General features: G+C 39.1%; 20 protein-coding genes. 6 read left to right on the top strand and 14 right to left on the bottom strand.

Annotation, left to right across the window (positions count from 1 at the left end):
• Window positions 1-57: 57 nt before the first annotated feature.
• The gene (gene wrbA / locus HDE70_RS13450) at window positions 58-1269 is read right to left on the bottom strand and encodes an NAD(P)H:quinone oxidoreductase (RefSeq protein ID WP_221302052.1); all 1212 of its coding nucleotides are present in this window, start codon (window positions 1267-1269) and stop codon (window positions 58-60) included.
• Between the two features lie 88 nt (window positions 1270-1357).
• Here wrbA and HDE70_RS13445 point away from each other — a divergent pair, with 88 nt between their 5' ends.
• Window positions 1358-2140 (top strand): AraC family transcriptional regulator, encoded by a 783-nt coding sequence (locus tag HDE70_RS13445; protein ID WP_183890683.1) that lies wholly within the window; start codon window positions 1358-1360, stop codon window positions 2138-2140.
• Here the strand turns inward: HDE70_RS13445 and HDE70_RS13440 are convergent.
• The 6 genes from HDE70_RS13440 to HDE70_RS13415 form a co-directional block, all read right to left on the bottom strand.
• Complete coding sequence (locus HDE70_RS13440) at window positions 2097-2480, bottom strand: DUF2809 domain-containing protein (RefSeq protein ID WP_183866488.1); 384 nt, start codon at window positions 2478-2480, stop codon at window positions 2097-2099. The genes HDE70_RS13445 and HDE70_RS13440 overlap by 44 nt on opposite strands.
• 61 nt (window positions 2481-2541) lie before the next feature.
• Window positions 2542-4005, bottom strand: coding sequence for a cell envelope integrity protein CreD (creD, locus tag HDE70_RS13435; RefSeq protein WP_183866489.1), 1464 nt, complete (start codon window positions 4003-4005; stop codon window positions 2542-2544).
• A 53-nt stretch (window positions 4006-4058) separates the two neighbouring features.
• Window positions 4059-4361, bottom strand: a complete 303-nt coding sequence (locus tag HDE70_RS13430; protein ID WP_183866490.1) for a winged helix-turn-helix domain-containing protein — start codon at window positions 4359-4361, stop codon at window positions 4059-4061.
• Window positions 4361-4978 carry a hypothetical protein gene (locus HDE70_RS13425; protein ID WP_183866491.1) on the bottom strand — a complete coding sequence of 206 codons (618 nt, stop codon included), beginning with the start codon at window positions 4976-4978 and terminating at the stop codon, window positions 4361-4363. The genes HDE70_RS13430 and HDE70_RS13425 overlap by 1 nt, the downstream gene beginning before the upstream one ends.
• Before the next feature lie 146 nt (window positions 4979-5124).
• Entirely contained in the window at window positions 5125-6114 is a 990-nt protein-coding gene (locus HDE70_RS13420; protein WP_183890681.1) for a Kelch repeat-containing protein, read from the bottom strand.
• Window positions 6115-6125: 11 nt separating this feature from the next.
• Window positions 6126-7478, bottom strand: coding sequence for a DUF4270 family protein (locus tag HDE70_RS13415; RefSeq protein ID WP_183890679.1), 1353 nt, complete (start codon window positions 7476-7478; stop codon window positions 6126-6128).
• Between the two features lie 171 nt (window positions 7479-7649).
• On the opposite strand from HDE70_RS13415, the gene HDE70_RS13410 reads away from it, so the two are divergent.
• Together HDE70_RS13410 and HDE70_RS13405 are read left to right on the top strand one after the other, a co-directional pair.
• Window positions 7650-9074 (top strand): sensor histidine kinase, encoded by a 1425-nt coding sequence (locus HDE70_RS13410; protein ID WP_183890677.1) that lies wholly within the window; start codon window positions 7650-7652, stop codon window positions 9072-9074.
• Window positions 9071-9742, top strand: a complete 672-nt coding sequence (locus tag HDE70_RS13405; protein WP_183890675.1) for a response regulator transcription factor — start codon at window positions 9071-9073, stop codon at window positions 9740-9742. The genes HDE70_RS13410 and HDE70_RS13405 overlap by 4 nt, the downstream gene beginning before the upstream one ends.
• Here HDE70_RS13405 and HDE70_RS13400 read toward each other — a convergent pair.
• The 4 genes from HDE70_RS13400 to HDE70_RS13385 all read right to left on the bottom strand — a co-directional run bounded on the left by HDE70_RS13400 (window position 9732) and on the right by HDE70_RS13385 (window position 13288).
• The gene (locus HDE70_RS13400) at window positions 9732-10679 is read right to left on the bottom strand and encodes a nitrilase family protein (RefSeq protein WP_183890673.1); all 948 of its coding nucleotides are present in this window, start codon (window positions 10677-10679) and stop codon (window positions 9732-9734) included. The two genes, HDE70_RS13405 and HDE70_RS13400, sit on opposite strands and share 11 nt — an antisense overlap.
• A gap of 68 nt (window positions 10680-10747) precedes the next feature.
• Window positions 10748-11557: a helix-turn-helix domain-containing protein gene (locus HDE70_RS13395; protein WP_183890671.1), complete on the bottom strand. Its 810-nt coding sequence runs from the start codon at window positions 11555-11557 to the stop codon at window positions 10748-10750.
• 10 nt (window positions 11558-11567) lie between these two features.
• A complete protein-coding gene (locus HDE70_RS13390; protein WP_183890670.1) occupies window positions 11568-12407 on the bottom strand; it encodes an alpha/beta hydrolase in 840 nt (279 codons plus the stop codon).
• Between the two features lie 44 nt (window positions 12408-12451).
• Window positions 12452-13288 (bottom strand): mechanosensitive ion channel family protein, encoded by an 837-nt coding sequence (locus tag HDE70_RS13385; RefSeq protein ID WP_183890668.1) that lies wholly within the window; start codon window positions 13286-13288, stop codon window positions 12452-12454.
• 178 nt (window positions 13289-13466) lie between these two features.
• On the opposite strand from HDE70_RS13385, the gene HDE70_RS13380 reads away from it, so the two are divergent.
• A complete protein-coding gene (locus HDE70_RS13380; RefSeq protein ID WP_183890666.1) occupies window positions 13467-14411 on the top strand; it encodes an NADP-dependent oxidoreductase in 945 nt (314 codons plus the stop codon).
• A 48-nt stretch (window positions 14412-14459) separates the two neighbouring features.
• Here the strand turns inward: HDE70_RS13380 and HDE70_RS13375 are convergent, their stop codons facing one another.
• From HDE70_RS13375 to HDE70_RS13365, 3 genes are all read right to left on the bottom strand, one after another.
• Window positions 14460-15653, bottom strand: coding sequence for a cation:dicarboxylate symporter family transporter (locus HDE70_RS13375; protein ID WP_183890664.1), 1194 nt, complete (start codon window positions 15651-15653; stop codon window positions 14460-14462).
• Window positions 15654-15754: 101 nt separating this feature from the next.
• On the bottom strand, window positions 15755-17071 hold the full coding sequence (locus tag HDE70_RS13370; RefSeq protein WP_183890662.1) for a CitMHS family transporter: 1317 nt from the start codon (window positions 17069-17071) through the stop codon (window positions 15755-15757).
• A gap of 12 nt (window positions 17072-17083) precedes the next feature.
• Window positions 17084-17788 carry a DUF2490 domain-containing protein gene (locus HDE70_RS13365; RefSeq protein ID WP_183890660.1) on the bottom strand — a complete coding sequence of 235 codons (705 nt, stop codon included), beginning with the start codon at window positions 17786-17788 and terminating at the stop codon, window positions 17084-17086.
• Window positions 17789-18007: 219 nt separating this feature from the next.
• Here HDE70_RS13365 and HDE70_RS13360 point away from each other — a divergent pair, with 219 nt between their 5' ends.
• Together HDE70_RS13360 and HDE70_RS13355 are read left to right on the top strand one after the other, a co-directional pair.
• Window positions 18008-19111 carry a sensor histidine kinase gene (locus HDE70_RS13360; protein ID WP_183890658.1) on the top strand — a complete coding sequence of 368 codons (1104 nt, stop codon included), beginning with the start codon at window positions 18008-18010 and terminating at the stop codon, window positions 19109-19111.
• Entirely contained in the window at window positions 19108-19797 is a 690-nt protein-coding gene (locus HDE70_RS13355) for a LytR/AlgR family response regulator transcription factor (RefSeq protein WP_183890656.1), read from the top strand. The genes HDE70_RS13360 and HDE70_RS13355 overlap by 4 nt, the downstream gene beginning before the upstream one ends.
• The last annotated feature ends 45 nt before the right edge of the window (window positions 19798-19842 follow it).

The raw sequence follows: 19842 nt of genomic DNA, 5'->3' as shown, positions 1-19842 counted from the left end.
GCAATGTGAATTTTTTGCAAATTGCTAATTCTGACAAACCCATGAAAAACCTTCCTGCTACTCCAACTCAAAAATAGCCTGAATCTCCACAGCTGAATTCATTGGTAAAGAAGATGCACCTGCTGTAGCCCTGGTATGCATTCCTTTTTCTCCAAAAATCTGTACCAAAAGGTTCGATGCTTCATTCATTAAAACCGCATGTTTCGTATAACCAGCTGAAGTATAAAAATAACCTGTCAATTGTACCGCCTGTTTAACCTGATCCAGATCTCCGCCGGTTGCTTCTTTTAAAACTGCCAGTACATTTAACAGCGTCTGTCTGGTAGCTAATTTTGCCTGTTCCTCAATAACTTCTTTTTCAATTAAACCCGGATGATCTACCTTACCATTATTTAAAGCAATCTGATTGATAAACACCTGTTTCCCTGAAATACGGTAAGGTTTGTAATTTCCGACAGGAGCAGGGGCTTTTGGCAGAACGATATTCAACGCTTTCAATTTCGTTTCTATCACACTGGTTCTTTCCTCACTTTTTGATACTACAGCAGCTTTCCCATTTGAACTTCCTGCTGTCAATTGATAACCTTTTGCAGCTTTAGCCAGTGCATAACCCTGCAATCTGGCAATATGTAATTCACCTTTCGAAGGTCTTATACTATTCGGAATACCAGCCAGAGAAGAAGCGCCAAATGCAGTATTTCCCTGAGGAATAGTTTTGTCCATCTCACTTGTACCCATAATTCCTGTAGGGACAATCACCATTCCATGAATCGCTAAAGTATTCCAGAATGAAAGTATTGCAGCTTCCCTGCCTGCTCCGCTACCCGCAGACATAAATACGGTCGAAGGTTTTCCTTCTAATTTGCGGGAAGTCCAGATACTAACCGATTGATCCAGGAAATAGCGCATATCCGCACTCATATTTCCAAAATGAACGGCAGATCCAAATGCTATCGCATCATATTCAGGTAACTCATTAATATTAGCATATGGAATACCACTAAAAGGTTGTTTCGCCTCATTATCCAGCGGTTTAATTCTTGGAACTTGTTTTAATACTGCTTTTGCACCCGGAAAATCTTCAATTCCGGCAGCGATTTCCTGAGCCATTTTATAAGTACCGCCATTAACCGTATTAAACAGTACCAGAACTTTTAAAGTTGAATGTTCATCTTTCATTTTACTTTGTGCTTTTAAAAATGAAGCGCTAAACAGGCATAATAAGATCAGGAAGCTTGTTTTTAAACGCATTGTATTTATTGAATTCATATTGTATTTGTTAATTGATGACAAAAGTAGGGAAAGCCGGATGTCTTTAAATGTCTATATTTGCCAATAGCATGTTATAATACGACAAATGGAAAGATCAAGATTTTGCCACCTTACAGTTGATAGTGTAGAAAAGGAAGCTTACGTATGGCATGAAGCCGACTGGAAGTTCTCTGACGAGTGGCATTCTCACCATATGGGACAACTGATTTTCGTGGAAAAAGGAGTGCAATACCTGCATACACCCGAAAGAACGTATTTATTGCCAACACACCATTGCGCATGGATCCCACCCGGACTTTTGCATAAAACTTCTGCTCCTGTAAGTCCGGTTTACCTGCGTTGTATTTTCCTGAGTAAAACTGCTGATCATTCCTTTTTTAAAGAACTCAATATCTTTCATACCCCTAAAGTTCTCCGGGAGATGATCCTTTTCACTGAACAGTGGTCAAGACTTGAAGAAGAAGACCAGTTAGAGTTTGACTTTCTGAAAGCCTTGATAGGTATACTTCCTTTAACATTTGATACCTCTTTACCACTGGTTTTACCTGTTCCTCAAAATCCAAGGATTGCCAGTATGATTGATTATTTGACGGAAAATGTGGCTGAAGATATAAAAATACCGGATGTAGCTGCTCAGTTTAATCTTTCTGCACGCACTATGGAAAGACTATTTAAACAGGACATTGGAATTACCGTTGCTGGTTATATCAAATTATATAAAATCATTAAAGCCGTTGAACTGCTTTCTGTTTCAGGCGAAAATGTGAAAAGTGTTGCAATCAAAGTAGGTTATGACAGCGTTTCTACTTTTAGCAATACATTTTTCAATGTGCTGGGGGTGAGGCCTCAGGAGATGATTGTAGCATAAAAATGACGGTTGCGCCTAAAGTATATGCTATTATGTCTGTCCAGCTGAAATAATTACCTAAAATCAGTGGAGCTATTTTTGATTGATCCAGGCCTAAATGGTGGATCAGGTTAAAGTATTGACCAGCCTCTATGCAATAAGAGAACAATAACACACTGATGAGTACCCATTTCGAAGGGACATTTAAAAAGGCCCTGACCAGGCAAAATAAGAAGATAACAATCAGGAAATCTCCTGCATAAGGGCGGATGAACTCATCATGCGCGTATAAGGCAATCAAAACTTCTATGCCAAATAATAAGACAGTAAGTCCAAAATAATACTTGCTAAAACTAAACATATAAATGGGTTTTTAAATTTACGGAAACCCGGAGCAACAGGTTTCCGTAATAAATGATTTACTAATCTTGTGTTTCTGTTTGCACAGTTTTTGTCGGATCTTGTTCCGGATCTGGTACCTCCGCTAATGGATTTCTATTCCAGTCGATCCTGGCAGATAAATACATTAGTGCCGCTACGATAATAAATAAGCCCACACTTCCGAATAATAAAGCCAGATCCTGCAACTGAATAATCACATAAACAAATCCGTAAAAGACAGTTAGGATCCCGACGAAAATCATAGCTGGTTTTTTATTCTTCAATAAGGCCGCTATAAAACTGCCAATCAATGAAACCGTGGCAACTGAAGCGATCAGGTAAGCCAGGTTAAAGCCAACACGCTCACTAAATGAGAGTAATAATGTATAGTAGATAATCATTGCAGCACCAATAAGTACATATTGTAAAAGGTGCACTTTTCTCTTGTTCAGCAGTTCTGTGAAAAATAATGAAATGAAAGTCAGCATTATAATCAGAATAGAATATTTGCCTGAGCGCATAGTCTTTTGATACTGATCAACCGGAAGAATAAATTGGACACCAAAAGAACCATCCCTTAAAGGGGCCTGAATGTTGGTTTCCTGAGATAAGGCTTCTTTAGTTGAAGGAGCAGTAACCAGTGTTGAATTCTCATTGATCCACTGCTGAGAGAAAGGCCTGTTAAAATAGGGCATTTTCCAGGTAGCCGAAAATGCATTAGCAGATACATTACGTTGTTCGGGAAGATAACGTCCTGTAAACTTGGGGTTACCCCAGCTTCCATCAATTTTTACAGTCGTACTCTTTCCAATATGCAGGAAACTAAGCTCATTGCTACCTCTTAAATCCAGGTCAAAACTGAAATCCAGTGCCGTATTTTTACCGGCACTCAGATCAGGTTGAATAATGAGGTTATTTGTAAATAAAGAAAGTGTGGTGAAATCAGGTTCAACAGCATAATCTTTACCTGCTAATTTAATAACCGGGTTGTTCTTTAAACCTTTCAGATCGCTTAATCCAATGTCCACCTTTGCCTTATCCCATTGAACCATATCCGGATTAATGCCTGATTTCCTTAATTCCATCGCACTGAATTTCCCATTTACCCTGATCTTTGAATTATAAACCACTGCATCAAATATTCCGCGATGCAGCAATTGCGGTTCTGCCTTACCAGTTATATTTAAAGTTTCGGGCATGATATAAATATTGGTTAACACATCTTTTGTGGTCACCTTTCCAGCACTGTCTTTATGGTTAACAGTGGTTTTGTAAGGAATGACAAGAACCGGGCCTTCTACCAGCTGGCTCCCAGACCACTTGTCTGATATTTCATTGTTAACTTCCTGCTGCCTGGCTTGTCTTTCGACAATCAGGTTCTGTATCAAGCTCGAAGGAATAAGCAGGAGCAGGGTCAAAATGCCTATAAGACATAATTTTACGATAACAGATTCCGAGAACCACGTTCTGAATCCATTGTTTTGTTTTTCTTGTTGATAGTTCATATGAGTAGTTTGAAAAGTACTTTGAAATTCAAAGTATAGGGTTAAAAAAAAGGTTATCCCTTTTGTTGTTTAATTAAATTTTCAAGTGCTTCCAGGTGTTTTTTAAACGCAAGGATGCCTTTTGCTGAAGCAGTATATTGTGTATTTGGTTTACGGCCGATAAAACTTTTGGTTACAGTAATATATTCTTCCTTCTCCAGTGCCTTGAGATGGGAGGCAAGGTTACCATCTGTTGCATTTAGCAGCTCTTTCAAAGAATTGAAATCGTAATACGCATTGGCAACCAGTACGCTCATAATTTGCAGGCGTAACCGGTTCTCAAAAGCTTTATCGAAAGATTCCAGGGAGATTTTCACTAATTGTATTTAAAATGCATGATTGAACCATAAAGAATATGCAGAATACCGAAACCTATTGTCCAGAAGACAATTCCATAACCCGGGATTAAAGCGGCTACTAAACCCAGGACGATCTCACTGAACCCAAGCCATTTTACAGCAGATATTGTATAATGACTCCCAGCAATCAATGCCAGCCCGTAAAAGATCAGGCAGGCAGAGCAAATAATTGCATATTCACCACGGATCAGCATGATTAAAATGAATAAACCTCCGGTTGTTAGTGGGATAGCCATGTTGACAAGCAAACGTTTACTTACCGGGTTCCAAAATTTTTCTCCTTTTTTACGTGCCTGGCGGATGGTCAGCCAAATCCCTGTAATTAAAGACAGCACAAGAACAGCAGCTCCGATACCTGTTAATTTTAGTAAAAGTTGTAATCCGTTAAGATAAAGGTCTCTGTATTGCATAAAACCCTGCTCACTATAGACCAGCTTATAACTTATAAAAGCGCCAATTAATGAATATACCCCAGCCATAATCCCTGATAAACCACTCAGGGAAATGAATTTGGAAGAACGTTCCATCAAATTACGGATAGAACTCAGCTCTGAATAAATATCTTTTTCTTGCATTTTAAAAGAACTTTGAGATACAAAGTAAAACATAAAGATTTAATTCTGCAAGAACTATTTATTGATACAGGAACAATTCCTTAATAAAAAAACTGACCGCCAATAAACATGGCGGTCAGTTAATCATGAATTAAATAAGGATTTTATTATTTGTTGGGTGTGAATATCCAAAGGTCATCGAAATGACTTCCGTTTTTGCCAATAGTTACGTAACCCTTATCTCCGATACCAAAACCAACGGCCGCCTCACGTGAAACTCCTCCAAAGTCCTGGTGTTGATCCCAATAATCTGTTGACGGATCATACGCCCATGTTGTTCCAGTTACGCCACTTGTAACTCCCCCGGTAAGAAAAGCCCTCTGGCCAATCGTAAAGGTTGTAGCAGACCTGCGTCTAAGATCATACTGATATTTTTTATTGCTTTCATTCTTATCATCCCTGTAGATATCATTCTTTTTTGTCCAGACATCATTGGCCGTATTGTAACTCCATAAATCCGGCAGGTTTGCTCCATTGTTTGATCCACTGCCGATATAGGTAAGATCCCCGATTGTAAATGTAAAAGCATAAGCTCTTTTGCTACCCGGTAAACTTGTGATCTGTGTCCAGCTGTCTGTAGCAGGATTGTAGCTGTAGAAATCTTTAAGGTCACCGTTGATTGAAGTACCAGAGCCTACATAACCTTTACCACTGCCTGAAAAGGCAACTGCACCATACCTCGCATCGCCAGGAAAATCTGCAATTTTTTTCCACTGTTTAGTTTCCGGAGTAAACTGATAGAAATCTTTGAAAGAATTAGTTCCATCTGTACCCGTTCCTACATACCCTTTTCCGCCTACACTGAAACCGACTGCATAATTTCTGGCGTCACCAGGAAAACCAGTGTCACCAATTTTAAACCAGTTCGTTAATTTAGGGTCATACATCCAAAGGTCATTCAACCGCTTATCTCCATTGAATCCTCCTGATATATAAGCTTTTCCATCTATAATAAAACTCGCTGCCGCACTGCGGGGAGAGCCTTCAAAATCTGATCCTTTTACCCATTCTGTTGGGCCATCATCCTTGTTCTTCTTACAACTTCCCAAGAATAGAATGGCGATCATAAAGGAAACTGATAATAATTTTTTAATCATTGTTTTAGAATTTAATATTTAGTGTATGTAATTATAAGCTTGATAGACAGTGCTGTATCACTCGTAGAGAACTGAGCTCTGTTCACAGTGCCCAATAACTGGTCTGCCGGAACACTAAGCATCAAAGAGGTGTTTTTATAAGTACCCTTCTTCAATTCGTCTGCATATTGTGTTAACAGAAATCTGTATTTTCCTGGTGAACCTACATCATTACCGGGTTCAAATGTTGCACTCTGATCCCCTTGTTTGTAATTGTTTGGCAGCACCGCTTTTGGCACATTCGCTGAATTTGCAACCCAAAGCAGAAGGGATGGAGGGGCTTTGAAAATTGAATAATAGGTAGGCTTTGTTTCGATCTGTAGCTCTATTTTATTAATCACCTTTTTGCTCTCATTCATGAAATTTACCAGTGTCGGAAACTTAAGTTTAGTGACTAAACCAGTACCTCCCTGTAAAAAAAGTTGCTGATTGGTAAGTTCTGAACTGATTTCCCGGTTAGTCCGGCTCAGTGCTTTGAGTTTAGTCTGACTTCTGTCAGTATCAAAATGATTGAATTGATAATCTGTGGCTTTACCCGAAAAAGTTACCCTCTTTTTCTGGGTAAAACCATCCGGATCAATGTAATTGTAACTTAAATACATCTTAACCTGATCAGCTTTGAATCCGGTGATACTATTGCCTTGGTTGGTTTTGAAAACCATTCCTTTGAAATATTTAAGGAACTCTTCCTCACTCGAAAAGCGCTGGTCTTTTTTAGCCATCAGGTCCAGAAACTCCCTGCCCAATGTCTCATTCAGCTTAATGATTACACTGTCTCCGCTAGCAGGTTTTACCTGCAAATCCAGATTTCCAATTGGTGTGGTTTCCTGTTTGAATGTTGTTGTACTATATAAAGCCTGCCCTTTTACATAAACTGGTACTTCTTCACCTTCTATCGGCCCAGGGACTTTGCGCAGAACCATATCCTCTGTGAGCCGGTGGACAGCAAATTTTTGTGAGGTGAGGGTATCTCCTGAAAAATATTTATTATATTTTAATACAATAATGAACGCATCGAATGTTGCGTTTTTTGGAATAACAGCATCACTTTGTGCAGGAGGGATGATTTGTAAATAAGAAGACGCTGTTAATTTCCCGAAATCTTTATCGTCTGTTTGTCCCATCAGTATTACTTTTTGATTTGAAGTCGGCACAGAATCCAGCAGAAAAGTGGAAGCTTTTACAGTAACGGTATCTACGGTTTCTACATGGATTTCCTCCTGATTTCCCGGGCTGATGTTCGGGCCTTTTTTGCAGGCTGCAAGAAGGAAGGGGAAACCAATTGCCAGGCAGGTTAACCTATAAATAGTAGCGGTATTTCTCATATTTTAACTAAAATTATTTGGTCAAATATGAGCTGGAATAGTGTTAATGAAAGTTACAATATGTTAAAATACGTTAAGTGATAACATTACTTGGCAGATGAAAATTACATTTGCTGCCATTAGTAACGCTAGCGGACTATGACCAACCGAATTAAATATATCTTAGGCTTCATGACATTTTGCATCCTTGGGGTGATACTTACTCAGGGTGTCTGGTTGTATAAAGATTATACTTATTATAGCGGCCAACCACTTTTCTCTACAGACTTTGATGTGTTTATGCCTGCTGATGCCCCTTCAGCACTTACAAATTCAAGATCTATTATCGCTTATTCAACAACCGTTAATGCGTCCGAAAGCAAGGATTTTGCCCGCAGAACTGCGGGATTGCCAGCTATCGTTGCTTATCCGGCCACGATAGCGATGAAGGTTACACCAAGATATTATCCAAAAAGTGATAGCATAATTACGTTAAGCCCCAGAATTTCTGCTACTACTGCACCAAGACGGACAACTTCTGCACTTCAAACACCACCTATCGGTGCAAGTCCTGAATACCAGAGAGTCGCCTGGCATCCTGTCACAGCACCCGGAATCAGGTTGGATACTATTCAAAGAGCGCCCAGGGCCATAAATGTTCAACTTAAAAATTTACCTGCGGCCACAACTGCCGGACTCAGGAGCGTACCCAGTGCGACCAGTATTGAGCTTAAAAGACCGGATGGAAACTATGAAGTTACCGAGCATGGTGATGCAGAAGTTTACCAGGCAGTTCCTTATAAAGCACCTTTATTACATGTACTGCAAAAGATGAAATGGCAATTTGGTGCCTCGATTTTATTGATCTTGTTCACTACTTCCTGTTTTATCTATATGCTGATCACCATTTTTATGCAAAGGAAACTATCCGTTGTAAAAAATGATATGATTAATAATATGACTCATGAGTTGAAAACACCGCTGTCCACGGTTTCTGTTGCCATTGAAGCGATGCGTAATTATGAAGTACTCGAAGATAAAGATAAGACCAGCTTATATTTAAATGTTTCAAAAAATGAATTAGACCATCTCTCCAGGCTAATAGAGATGATTCTGGAATTGTCAGTTTTTGAACATCATAAAATGGTACTATTTAAGGAATCGATCAATGTAAATCATTTGATAGAAGAAATTATTAAAAAATATTCCCTGGCAGATGATCCGGCTAGTATAGAATTATATGCTGATAACTTCCCGGATATTCTTGTTGATCCTGTTCACCTTGGAAATGCCGTGAGAAATCTTATTGATAATGCTATTAAATATTCTCTGACTAAACCCAAAATAATCATCAGAAGTTATCTGACTAAAAAGGGGTGGGCATTGACCGTAAGTGATCAGGGGATTGGAATTCCTGAAGTCTATCAGAAAAGCGTTTTTGATCAGTTTTTCAGAGTCCCTGACAAAAGATTACAACGTATCAAAGGGTTTGGCTTAGGACTGGCTTATGTTAAACAAGTTGCGGAACAACATCAGGGAACGATTTCCTTGTACAGCCGGGAAGGCAACGGCTCTATTTTCACCATTTTAATCCCTGTTAAACCTTTAAAAACATGACCGATATATTATTCGTAGAAGATGAAATAGATCTGGCTCAGATTGTTTCAGACTGTTTAATCTTCAAAGGATATGCAGTAAGCCATTACACGAATGGTACAGATGCGTATCAGCATTTTATAAATTCCAGACCAGATATTATAATCCTGGATGTCATGGTTCCTGAACTGGATGGTTTTGATCTTGCGCGGAAAATCCGGGAAATAGATGAGCAGATCCCTATCATATTTGTCACTGCGCGTGTTCAAACTGCTGATGTGCTAAAAGGTTTTGGCATAGGTGGAAGTGATTATATGAAAAAACCTTATAGTATAGAGGAATTGATTGTCAGAATGGAGGTGCAGTTAAAGCGGTTAGAAAAAAGCAGTTCAACAATTTATACTATCGGAGCATATCAATTTGATGCTATATATAGTAAACTTACTTTCAATGGTAAAGAACAAAAGATATCTTACCGGGAATCAGAACTGTTAAGGATGTTAGTAGAACATCAAACCCAGATAGTCAAAAGAGCCGATATCTTATCTGAGTTGTGGGAATACGAAAGCTTTTTTACAGGAAGAAGTCTGGATGTTTTTATCTCCAGACTTCGTTCTTATCTTAAATCAGATCCTAATATTGAAATAGTGAATATCAGGGGAGTAGGCTATATGCTGGTTATTCACTAAGCCAGACTACTTTTTGCTCCGATTGATGCGGTCTTCCAATAATATTTTTGTAAAGTTCAGGTCTTCTTGCCTGAATATAACGGTGCCCCCCTGCTTGTATCAGTTTTTCGGGGGTAAGCACCGCTATTACATAATCATCACCTAAAGTTTTACATTCATTGAGTACATCTCCAAAAGGATCAATAATCATCGAACATCCATTTTTCAACTGGTCATCATCCATCCCGATCGGATTAGAGAAAACCGCATAAATTGCATTATCATAAGCTCTTGCTGGCAGCCATTTCATTAACCAGTCGCGACCTTTCATACCTTCAAATTCCAGTCGCAATGAGGTTGGATCAATTTCTCTGTTTGCCCATAGCGCCGGGTCTACGAATCCAGCTCCAGGTCTGGTTGAAGGAGTACACATGGTTACATGAGGCATGAAAATAATATCAGCCCCTAAAAGCCTGGTTGCTCTTACATTCTCAGTGATATTATTGTCATAACAAATCAGAATTCCACATTTCCAGCCATAAAGCTCAAAAACGCAGTATTCATCACCGGGAGTAAGGAAAGGGTTTATAAAAGGATGTAATTTTCTGAATTTTGCAACCAGGCCATTTTTGTCTACGCAGACATAGGCTTTAAATAAATTATCTGCTTCATCTTTTTCAAAAAGACCAGCCAGAACGGCAATATTATATTTGGCCGCTATTGCGGTAAGTGCTAAAATACTTTCTCCGGCTGGAATAAATTCCGCTAAATCAAGCATTTGTGCTTTAGAAAGGTTTCTGGCAAAAGTATAACCGGTAATCGAGCATTCATGAAAAGCAACAACCTGTGCGCCATCTCTTGAAGCCTTTCCGGCCAAATCATCTATAATTGAAAGATTATAGCTCTTATCTCCGCTTTTATGCTCAAATTGTGCTGTAGCAATTTTAAGGTTTTCCATCTTTATTAGTTTTGAACAAAGATATATTGCAGGAATTCCGGAAAAATGTACAAATCCGACAGTGTGGCTTAGTAGCTCAGAAAGTTGATGGCCAGCGGATCAGTGATACTGCTGTATTGGCCGGGAGTTAGCCCTGTATGTTTTTTAAATTCACGGATCAAATGTGGCTGATCGTAATATCCTGCTTCATAACCCATTGCAGCCAGGTTTTCCTGAATTGGTTTATCTCTGAGCTGTTTCAGGAATACATGCAGTTTGACAATTGTACTGAATTTTTTTGGGCTGATACCGATATGAGCTATAAAAGCCCTTTCTAGTTTTCTTTCCTGATAACCTGTAAAATCCGCTAGTTTACTGACTGGAAGCAGGCCCTTATGTTGAGTAATAAAGTTGATGGAGGCTAAAATTAATGGCTGGTCCGAAAGCTGCCGGTGTGCCATTAATTTTCGGAAAAAGTCTTCGGCCAGATTAATTTTATTGGTAATCGTAGTGCTTTCTGACAATTTCTCATAAAGTTCTGCTCCCTTAATGCCAAAGACATCTGTTGTTTTGATACGTTGATTTTTAAGCTCCCGGGAGGGAACCCCTAGCATCTGACTCAATCCATGAGGATGAAAAACAACAATCATTAAAGAAGTTTCTCCCTGGCAATATAGATCCTGGTAGGCATCCAGCTGTCCGTAGATAAAGGAATCCGGAAGCTCAACAGGAATATCGGATCCGGTAAAATGCGAAATCAATGGATTCTTAAAAGAGAACACCATTCCAGTATTTCCGTCAGAAAACAGGCGTAGCTTCTTTACCTCTTCACTTTTTGTTGTTAAAAAGAGATAATGCTTAATTGTTGCCGACAAATCTATGGAAGGTGATATCTGCATTTTCCGTCATTTATTTTTTAGCATTTAATACCTCAAATGCTTTATATGCGCTATGGTGTAAAATGGTTAAGTGGTTTTCTGCCGGCATAGGATTGAAGGTAAGCTGTAAACTCTGATCAGCAGATTTTTTTAAAACTGCTGCAAGATTTGCTGCATCCTGCTCCATCACTTTACCTTCTGTACCTACTGAAACGTATACTTTGATATTCTTGGCTGCGGCTGATTTTAATAACTCAGGAGCTTTTGCAAGCAGGGATTCATTGTCCCACCATAAACTTGGGCTGATGATCACATAGTTATTGAAAAGTTCAGGTTTTTTTAAGAGTACCTCAGTTGCTAGTAATCCCCCTAATGACTGACCGATAATCGTCTTTGAAGCATTAGTTCTGTATTTCTGCTGGATATAAGGCTGTAAATCCTTCTCCATAAAAGCTATGAATTTCTCTGATTTTCCTGTAGTTGGGAAATCTTTTAAATCTTGCTGTACAGTAGTGGGGAAGGTGAAATCTCTTTTTCTGTCAACATTTGCAATACCAACAACAATCGATTTAGGCATAACCTGTATCATGGTGCAATATTGAACAAGACCTGCGATATGGATGAAATCTTCATTCGCAGAGCCATCTAAAAGATAAATAACCGGGTAAGTCATTTTTGTATCCTGATCATAACCTTCAGGTAAATAGATATTAAGACTTCTTTTTTCTGCTAATTGGGCAGATTGAATTTCATCTGTTATCCCTAAAACAAAAGGTTTTGTTGAAGTCTGTATATTAACAGTTTTATCCTGGCTTCTGGAAACGTTGCTGAATAAGGCAACAAATAATAAAAGGAAAGTTAAGTGCTTCATCGTGTAAAGCTAGTGTTTTAAAATACGATTTAAAAAGAAGCAGATTAGTCTGGTAACTCTGTATTGGCAGGGATGATATGTATCTCCCGCTGCGGATAAGGAATTCCGATATTGTTCTGATCCAGTGCTTCTTTAAGCAATTGAAAATTACGGTGATAAGTTGCCCAGAAATCTGCATTAGCTGACCATGATCTGATCGTCAGATTGACTGCATTATCTCCCAGGGATGATACCAAAACGACCGGGGCAGGATCTTTCAGAACCAGTGGATCATTAGTCAGCACATTCAGGATAACTTTTCTCGCCGTATCTATATTGGCATTGTAAGAAATCCCGATACTATATTCCTGCATTCTGTTCATGTTATCTGAAACATTATTGATTACTGCGTTGGCCAGCGGGCCGTTTGGTGCATAAATCGTGGTTCCATTTCCTGCCTTTAGCGTCGTATAAAGGATATCAATTTTAAGTACCGTACCACTTACATTATTACTGGAGGAAATAAAATGCCCGACTTTAAAAGGCTTGAACAGCAGAATTAAAACTCCGCCGGCAAAATTGGAAAGGCTCCCCTGAAGAGCCAGACCCACAGCCAGACCTGAAGCAGCTAAAATTGCTACAAAAGAAGAAGTTTCAATGCCAAGGGTCGAAGCAACCGTAACCAGTAAAAGAATATAAAGTATAACTTTTAAAATGCTGATTAAAAAGTTAGAAAGTGAAAGGTCAATTTTTCCTTTATTCAGGTGATTATTTAAAAATCTGACTAAGAATTTGATTAACCAGAATCCTATTAATAAAGTAACCAGTGCCAGTAACAGTGTGGGTAGTTTGCTGATAAATGTATCAAGCAAACGTTCTAAGTTGAGTTCTATTCTATCCATATGTTGTTTTTTTATAGCCGTAAGGCCATTCTCGCAGATTGTTTTGAATTTAACATTTATGATGCCATGTTTTTTTCCACATCCGGATAAATTCCTTGTTTTTAAACTTATGGCACGATATATATGGCTTAATTAAAGAAACAATTCATCTACCAGTAAATAATCAATACATCTACCTATGAAAGCAGTTGTAGTCAAAGCATTTAAAGATGCTCCGGAATTAATAGAAACTTTAAAGCCAGTCGTAAAACCAGGATATATCCTGATCAAACTCAAAGCAGCAGGTCTTAATCCAATGGATTGGCGCATTGCAGATGGGATGCTCGATGGAAAGATGCCACATATATTTCCAATGATATTAGGTGCAGATGGTGCAGGTGTGGTGGAAGAGGTTGGTGAAGGCGCTGATCGCTTCAAAGTTGGTGATAAAGTATATGGGCAAATGATGCACGATCCGATAGGAGAAGGAACATATGCTGAATATATTGCAGTACCTGAAAAAGCTATTGTAACTAAAATGCCTCCGGGTTTATCTTTTGAGCAGGCAGCTGCATTTCCAATAGCGGGTATGACCGCTTTTCAACTGATCAGGGAGCTTGGTCTGGTCAAAGAGAAAATCTTACTGATTGTCGGTGCTACAGGCGGGGTCGGTACATTTGCCACCTTTTTTGCGGCTTTGAATGGAATTAAAGTGTTGGCTACAGCCAGAGGTGGTGAAGTAGAACGCAGTATAAAAAAAGCAGGCGCTGCTGCTACATTTGATTATTCAGAAGGAAATCTGGTTGCACAAGTTAAAGCAGCATATCCTGAGGGAATAGATGCTTTAATAGATCTGGCAAGTAACCCGGAAGAATTTGATCAGCTCACACTACTTGTTAAACCAGCAGGTATTGCTTTTACAACAGTCGGATCAGCTCATCCTGAAGTACTAAAGGCAAGAAATATTCGCGGAGGTAATTTTGAAGTCAAAGGAAGTGTTGCTTTGCTGGAAGGGGTGAGCGAAATGATCGAAGCCGGTCACATAGAGATCCCTGTTCAAACCATTTCCTTAAGTGCAGCCCCGGAGGCTATTGCTAAAAGCCGGACTGGAAAAGCGTTGGGGAAAACAGTTATTCTTATTTAACGATTAAATTAAGCCGTGGAGAGTATATCAGTTTGTAACCTCCACGGTTTATTTTTCCGTAAACTCATGCTCACTTTTTGCGATGACTAAGGTACAGGCCGCATTTCCTATTGTATTGGTAATGGAGCGGGCCTCATTCAAGAATCTTTCGACTGCTACTATAAACAGCAATCCTTCGGAAGGTATTTCGGGCAAAATATAAATCGCAGAACTTAAGGCGATAAATCCTGCACCCGGTACACCCGATGCTCCTTTAGAAACCAGCATCAGAATCAGTATAATTTTGAAATAAGCGTATATATCCAATTCGATATGATAGAGCTGGATTAAAAACATAGTACACAGCCCAAGGTAAATTGAAGTACCAATCAGGTTGAAGGAATAACCCATAGACAATACAAAACCTGTCACTGGTTTACTGCACCCGTAATTTTCCAATCTTGCAATCACAAGTGGAATTACTGTTCTTGAAGAAGAAGTACCGAATACGATCAGGATTTCTTCTTTGATTAAAACCAGTAATTGCCAGATGCTGAATTTATAATAACGCAGCAGTAATCCAATAAACGCAAATACAAAAATGATAACCAGTAAATACATGACCGCAACCAGTTTACTCATGGGTAAGATGGAATGCAGCCCGAAATTGGAAATCGTATAAGCCATTCCGCTAAATACTGCGAGTGGTGTCAGACTGAAAAATAGCGTAATAATCTTGAAAATGAAGTCTCTTATCTTTTCGAGTTTAAAGATATATTTGGTCTTTTGTGGCAGAAAATGGAGCAGCAGGCCGATTACCATTGCTGAGATTAAAACCCATAATACATTTTGAGCGGGCAAATAGTTCTGCCACCCGGCCGTAGCTGTATGTTCAGGTAAATGCTCCTGTGTTTTGAAGAGTTCCTGAAGATTTCCCTTATTAATCGTACCTGGTTTTAACAGGGCTGCCATGACTAAACCAAAAACAATCGCTACTGTGGTCATAACTTCAAAAAGTATGACTGATTTCAGTGCAATACGTCCCAGCTTTTTTAAACTTGCTATGCCTGCTATACCCGTGGTAATCGACAGAAAAATAACAGGAGCAGCAAGCCATTCCGTTACACTGATAAAATAAGTCCCTATAAAACGCTGTTTGATAGCAAAAGCAGGATAAAAGTACCCTACAGCTATCCCTGCGGTCAGGGCAATCAGTACCTGGAAAGCCAGGTTGGAAAATATTTTCCGTAATCTATCCGGCATTTAAAAAATATTAGCTTCGGGATTTAAAACATTTTTAAAATATAAACAGCCCGTAAAGGCTGTTTATAATCAAATTTAATGAAATTATTAAGGTAAAGTTCTTATAAAGAAATTGCGTCAAAAAGGAATCCCCCTGCCAGCATTACAAGACAGGTGATACTTGCCCATTTCAGTGTAAAGTGCATATGATCAGCAAAACTTACTCCGGCAAGACCAACCAATAAATAAGTAGAAGGTACAAGTGGACTTAATAAGTGTACCGGCCCGCCAAAAAGCGCTGCTCTCCCGACTTCAGCAATCGGCACATTTAAGTGTTGTGCAGTTTGCCCTATCAACGGGAGGATACCAAAATAATAAGCATCATTGCTCATGAAAAAGGTAAGTGGTGGAGTCGCCAGACCTGTAATTAAGGGTAGATGACTGCCCCAGTCTGCCGGAATAGCACTGATCATTGTCAAAGCCATCGCATCCATCATCTTGGTTCCGGATAATATCCCTGTAAAAATTCCTGCTGCAAAAATCATCGCAGATACAGATAGTGCATTATCTGCATGCTTACGTATTCTGTCATGCTGCTCCTCCAGCCTGGGATAATTGATAATAATTGCAATGGCGAAAGCAATCATAAACATGACTGTAAGGGGCAGCAAATTCAGAACCATAGCTATCAGTAGGGCGGCTGTCAATAAAAAATTAAATAAAAGCAGTTTAGGACGTTTCAGACTCTGATCACCTGATTCTCCAAATTTTAGATGCGTATCGTTTTCTGCTGCAAATTCTGCTGAATTAATAGCTATACCAGCCAGCTGCATTCTTTTCCGCTCCTGCATCCCAAAGATTCTGGCCATAAAGATCACCCAAATCCCTCCGAGAATTAAAGAAGGTAAAACAGGGATAAACAAATCAGCAGAACTCAGGTGTAAAGATGTCATTGCTCTTGCGGTTGGCCCGCCCCAGGGTAAAACATTCATGACCCCGCCGGCACACATAATAATTGCAGTCAGTTTAAGTGGCGGGATCCCCAGTCTTTTATAAAGTGGGAGCATGGCCGAAACAACAATCAGATAAGTGGTTGCTCCGTCTCCGTCTAAAGAAACCATCAGCGTTAAAATAGCTGTTCCAATGGTGACTTTTAAAGGATCGCCTTTGACCAGTTTCAATATCTTGGCAACCAGGGGGTCGAAAAGACCAACATCGATCATGATACTGAAATACATAATGCCGAAAATAAGCATGACACCGGTAGGTGCGATCTTTTTGATCCCTTCCATCATCATATTGCCCAGCTCATTTCCAAAACCACCGATTAAACCGAAAATAATGGGTACAATGATCAAGGCTGTCAGTGCATACATTTTTTTGCTCATGATCAGGAGCATAAAAGTAATGATCATTAAAAATCCTAAAAAAGCTAACATATAATCTCGTTTTTAATTTTTGTTTTTTCTTGTGAAATCGAAGCTTTTGCGCAGGGAGAGTACGCCGAAGTTAAAAATACCTCCAGATTCAAACTGGCTCATCCAGTAAGATTCTACTTCAAATGTTTTGGTGATTTTATAACCCGCACCACCCCATAAACGGAAACTATCAAAGGCTGTTTCTTTGTCCAGGTTCATCCTGATCTCGTTTTTCCCGATCAGCGTCCATTTACCGGACTCCAGATTTCCAAGCTTGTAATTTGCACTAAGCAGGTGCCTTGCTCTGAGGATAAAACGATCAGAGAAAAGAAAACGTTCTTCAAAGCGGTACCTTTGCGAAAGCTCAAGCCTTTCGCTCAATTTATGACCAATAGTTACCTGTTGGAATACCCGGTGTTCGGGTATGGTCTTTTTCTCTGTGCCTGTTTCATCATAGGGTGAAATTTCAAGATACATATAACCACCTCCAAATTGAACCGGCGCATTTTTTAGTTTATAATCTGCGTAAGTGTTCACTAAGAAAAGTCTGCTGTCTGTGATGTCAACATCATAACTCCGGTATTGTACCAGGGAAGTAACTGTCCATTGCGGTGCAACTTTTGCTCTGGCGAGGAACATGTAAAATTGGTTGAATTTTCCGGGTTGAGCGGTGGCAATATGATAGGCCGACAGGTTGATTACCAGCGCTATTAACAGGCTTAACAGTACTTGCTTCATGGTTTAAATCTGGTTAGAATTAATCGCGTTATTTGCCAGGTATCAGGTTAAAATACCTGGTCGCGGATTCTAATATGCCAGTATATGAAGCATATCTGAAATAAACTCAGTGAACAACAGAAAAGTCCGGTAAACGACAAGAACAGGCGAATCCAGTATTGGAATCACAGCAGGGAATAAGGAAAATTGAATACAGTTTTTAATTCTAACTTTGAATAGATGATTATGCTCATTAACATTATCTTTTTAGTGCTGATTTTAAGATTATCTTTTGAGAAGAGAATCATTGAATCGGTATTAAAAAAGGACTGGCCCGTATTACTTGCGGTACAGCATATCCTGTTTTGGGTCATTTTTACTTTTGTAAATGTGTATTTCTACATTTCATTTGTAGCATTTCCTGATAGCATATATTGTATTATAATCGCTTTAATGAGTAATGCGGCTATCTACTATATCAGCTTTAATAAGCTTGTGCCAGAGTTTTATATTACCAGGAACTATGCACAGTATATCTTATACACCATTCTTATCTTTGTCGTTTTTAGTTTAACCAGAATCCTGATTGAACCAGGATTAACGGGCGGGCAACCCGCTAAAATTGAACAGGGGCTTTTGTTTATTTTCATTTACACTTCTCATGGGATTTGTATTTTGGTATCAAGTCTGTTAGGGATATCAAAGCATAAGTTTATGATTGAGCATGATCTGGTGCTGCTTGAAAGTATCAAAAAAGAAGCGGACATGAATTTACTAAAGTCTAAAGTGAATCCTCATTTCCTGTTAAATACCCTCAATAATATTTATGCCATCGGGGATAATATCAATGAACTTCAATCACAATCCGTGTTAAACCTGAGTCAGCTGCTACAATACACGATTTATGAAACCGATCATAAACGGATCAGCATTTCCAAAGAGCTTCAGATGATCAGGGCACTGACAGGATTATATCAGCTTAAACATGGCCACCTGCTGGATATTTCTTTTGGTTTCACAGACCAGGACTGGATGGATGAAGTTGAAATACCGCCCGCAGTTTTTTTAACGTTATATGAAAATGCACTGAAACATTCTGCAATCGGCAATGATCCTTTGGCATGGATTAAAGTAGATATCGCAATGGAAAAGGATAAATTATTATTTTCAGTTCGTAATAGCATCTCTGGTTTAGGAGAGGTCAATGTGCATTATGAGTACAAGGGGATAGGGTTGACGCTAATCCGGCAACTGATGAATATTGAAATGGGGCCGGATCACTATGCTTTACAAACCGATCCTATAAACGATACTTACTGCGCCACACTTACTTTAAAATTATGATCAGATTAAAGACTGTCTGTGTTGATGATGAACTGCCTTCGCTGAAATTGCTGAAGGAGTATTGTGAAATGATGCCTGGAATAGAACTGATCAAATCTCTTTCAAACTCAAAAGAGGCGATCTCATTTTTAGAGAAGACCAGGGTAGATTTGCTTTTGCTGGATATCAGGATGCCAGGGTTTACTGGACTCGAACTCTTGCAACAATTGAATTATAAGCCACTTTGTATTTTTATTACTGCCGATCTGGGGTCTGCGGTTCAGGCTTACGAACTCGATGTAATTGATTACCTGATTAAACCAGTACCTTTTGCCCGTTTTGAAAAGTCGGTTAATAAAGCGATGGACTATAAAAGATTTACGGCTTTTAATGATGCGGATGAACAGATCATTATGTTCAAGTCTGATTATATGATTCAACGGATGCGTCTGGCTGATATTTTATGGGTAGAAGGGTTTGGAGAGTATATTAAACTAGTGGGCAGGTTTAAGAATTTCACTTTATTGCAAAGAATGACGGAGTTCGCTGAACAATACGCTTATTTAGGTTTTATCAGAATCCATAAGTCTTATTTAGTCCTTGCGCAAGATATTGAATCTTATTCATCCAGTACGGTAAAGCTAAAATCAGGGCATGAATTGCCAATCGGCAGGGTTTACAAGCAGAATGTACAGCTTGGCGGTTAATTCTCGTGAAGCGAACAAAAAAATAATGAACAAAATGGCGGTGAC

The sequence above is a fragment of the Pedobacter cryoconitis genome (assembly GCF_014200595.1).
GTDB lineage: Bacteria > Bacteroidota > Bacteroidia > Sphingobacteriales > Sphingobacteriaceae > Pedobacter > Pedobacter cryoconitis_C.
Note: the sequence above shows the minus strand (reverse complement) of the source record. Positions and strands in the feature narration are given on the sequence as shown.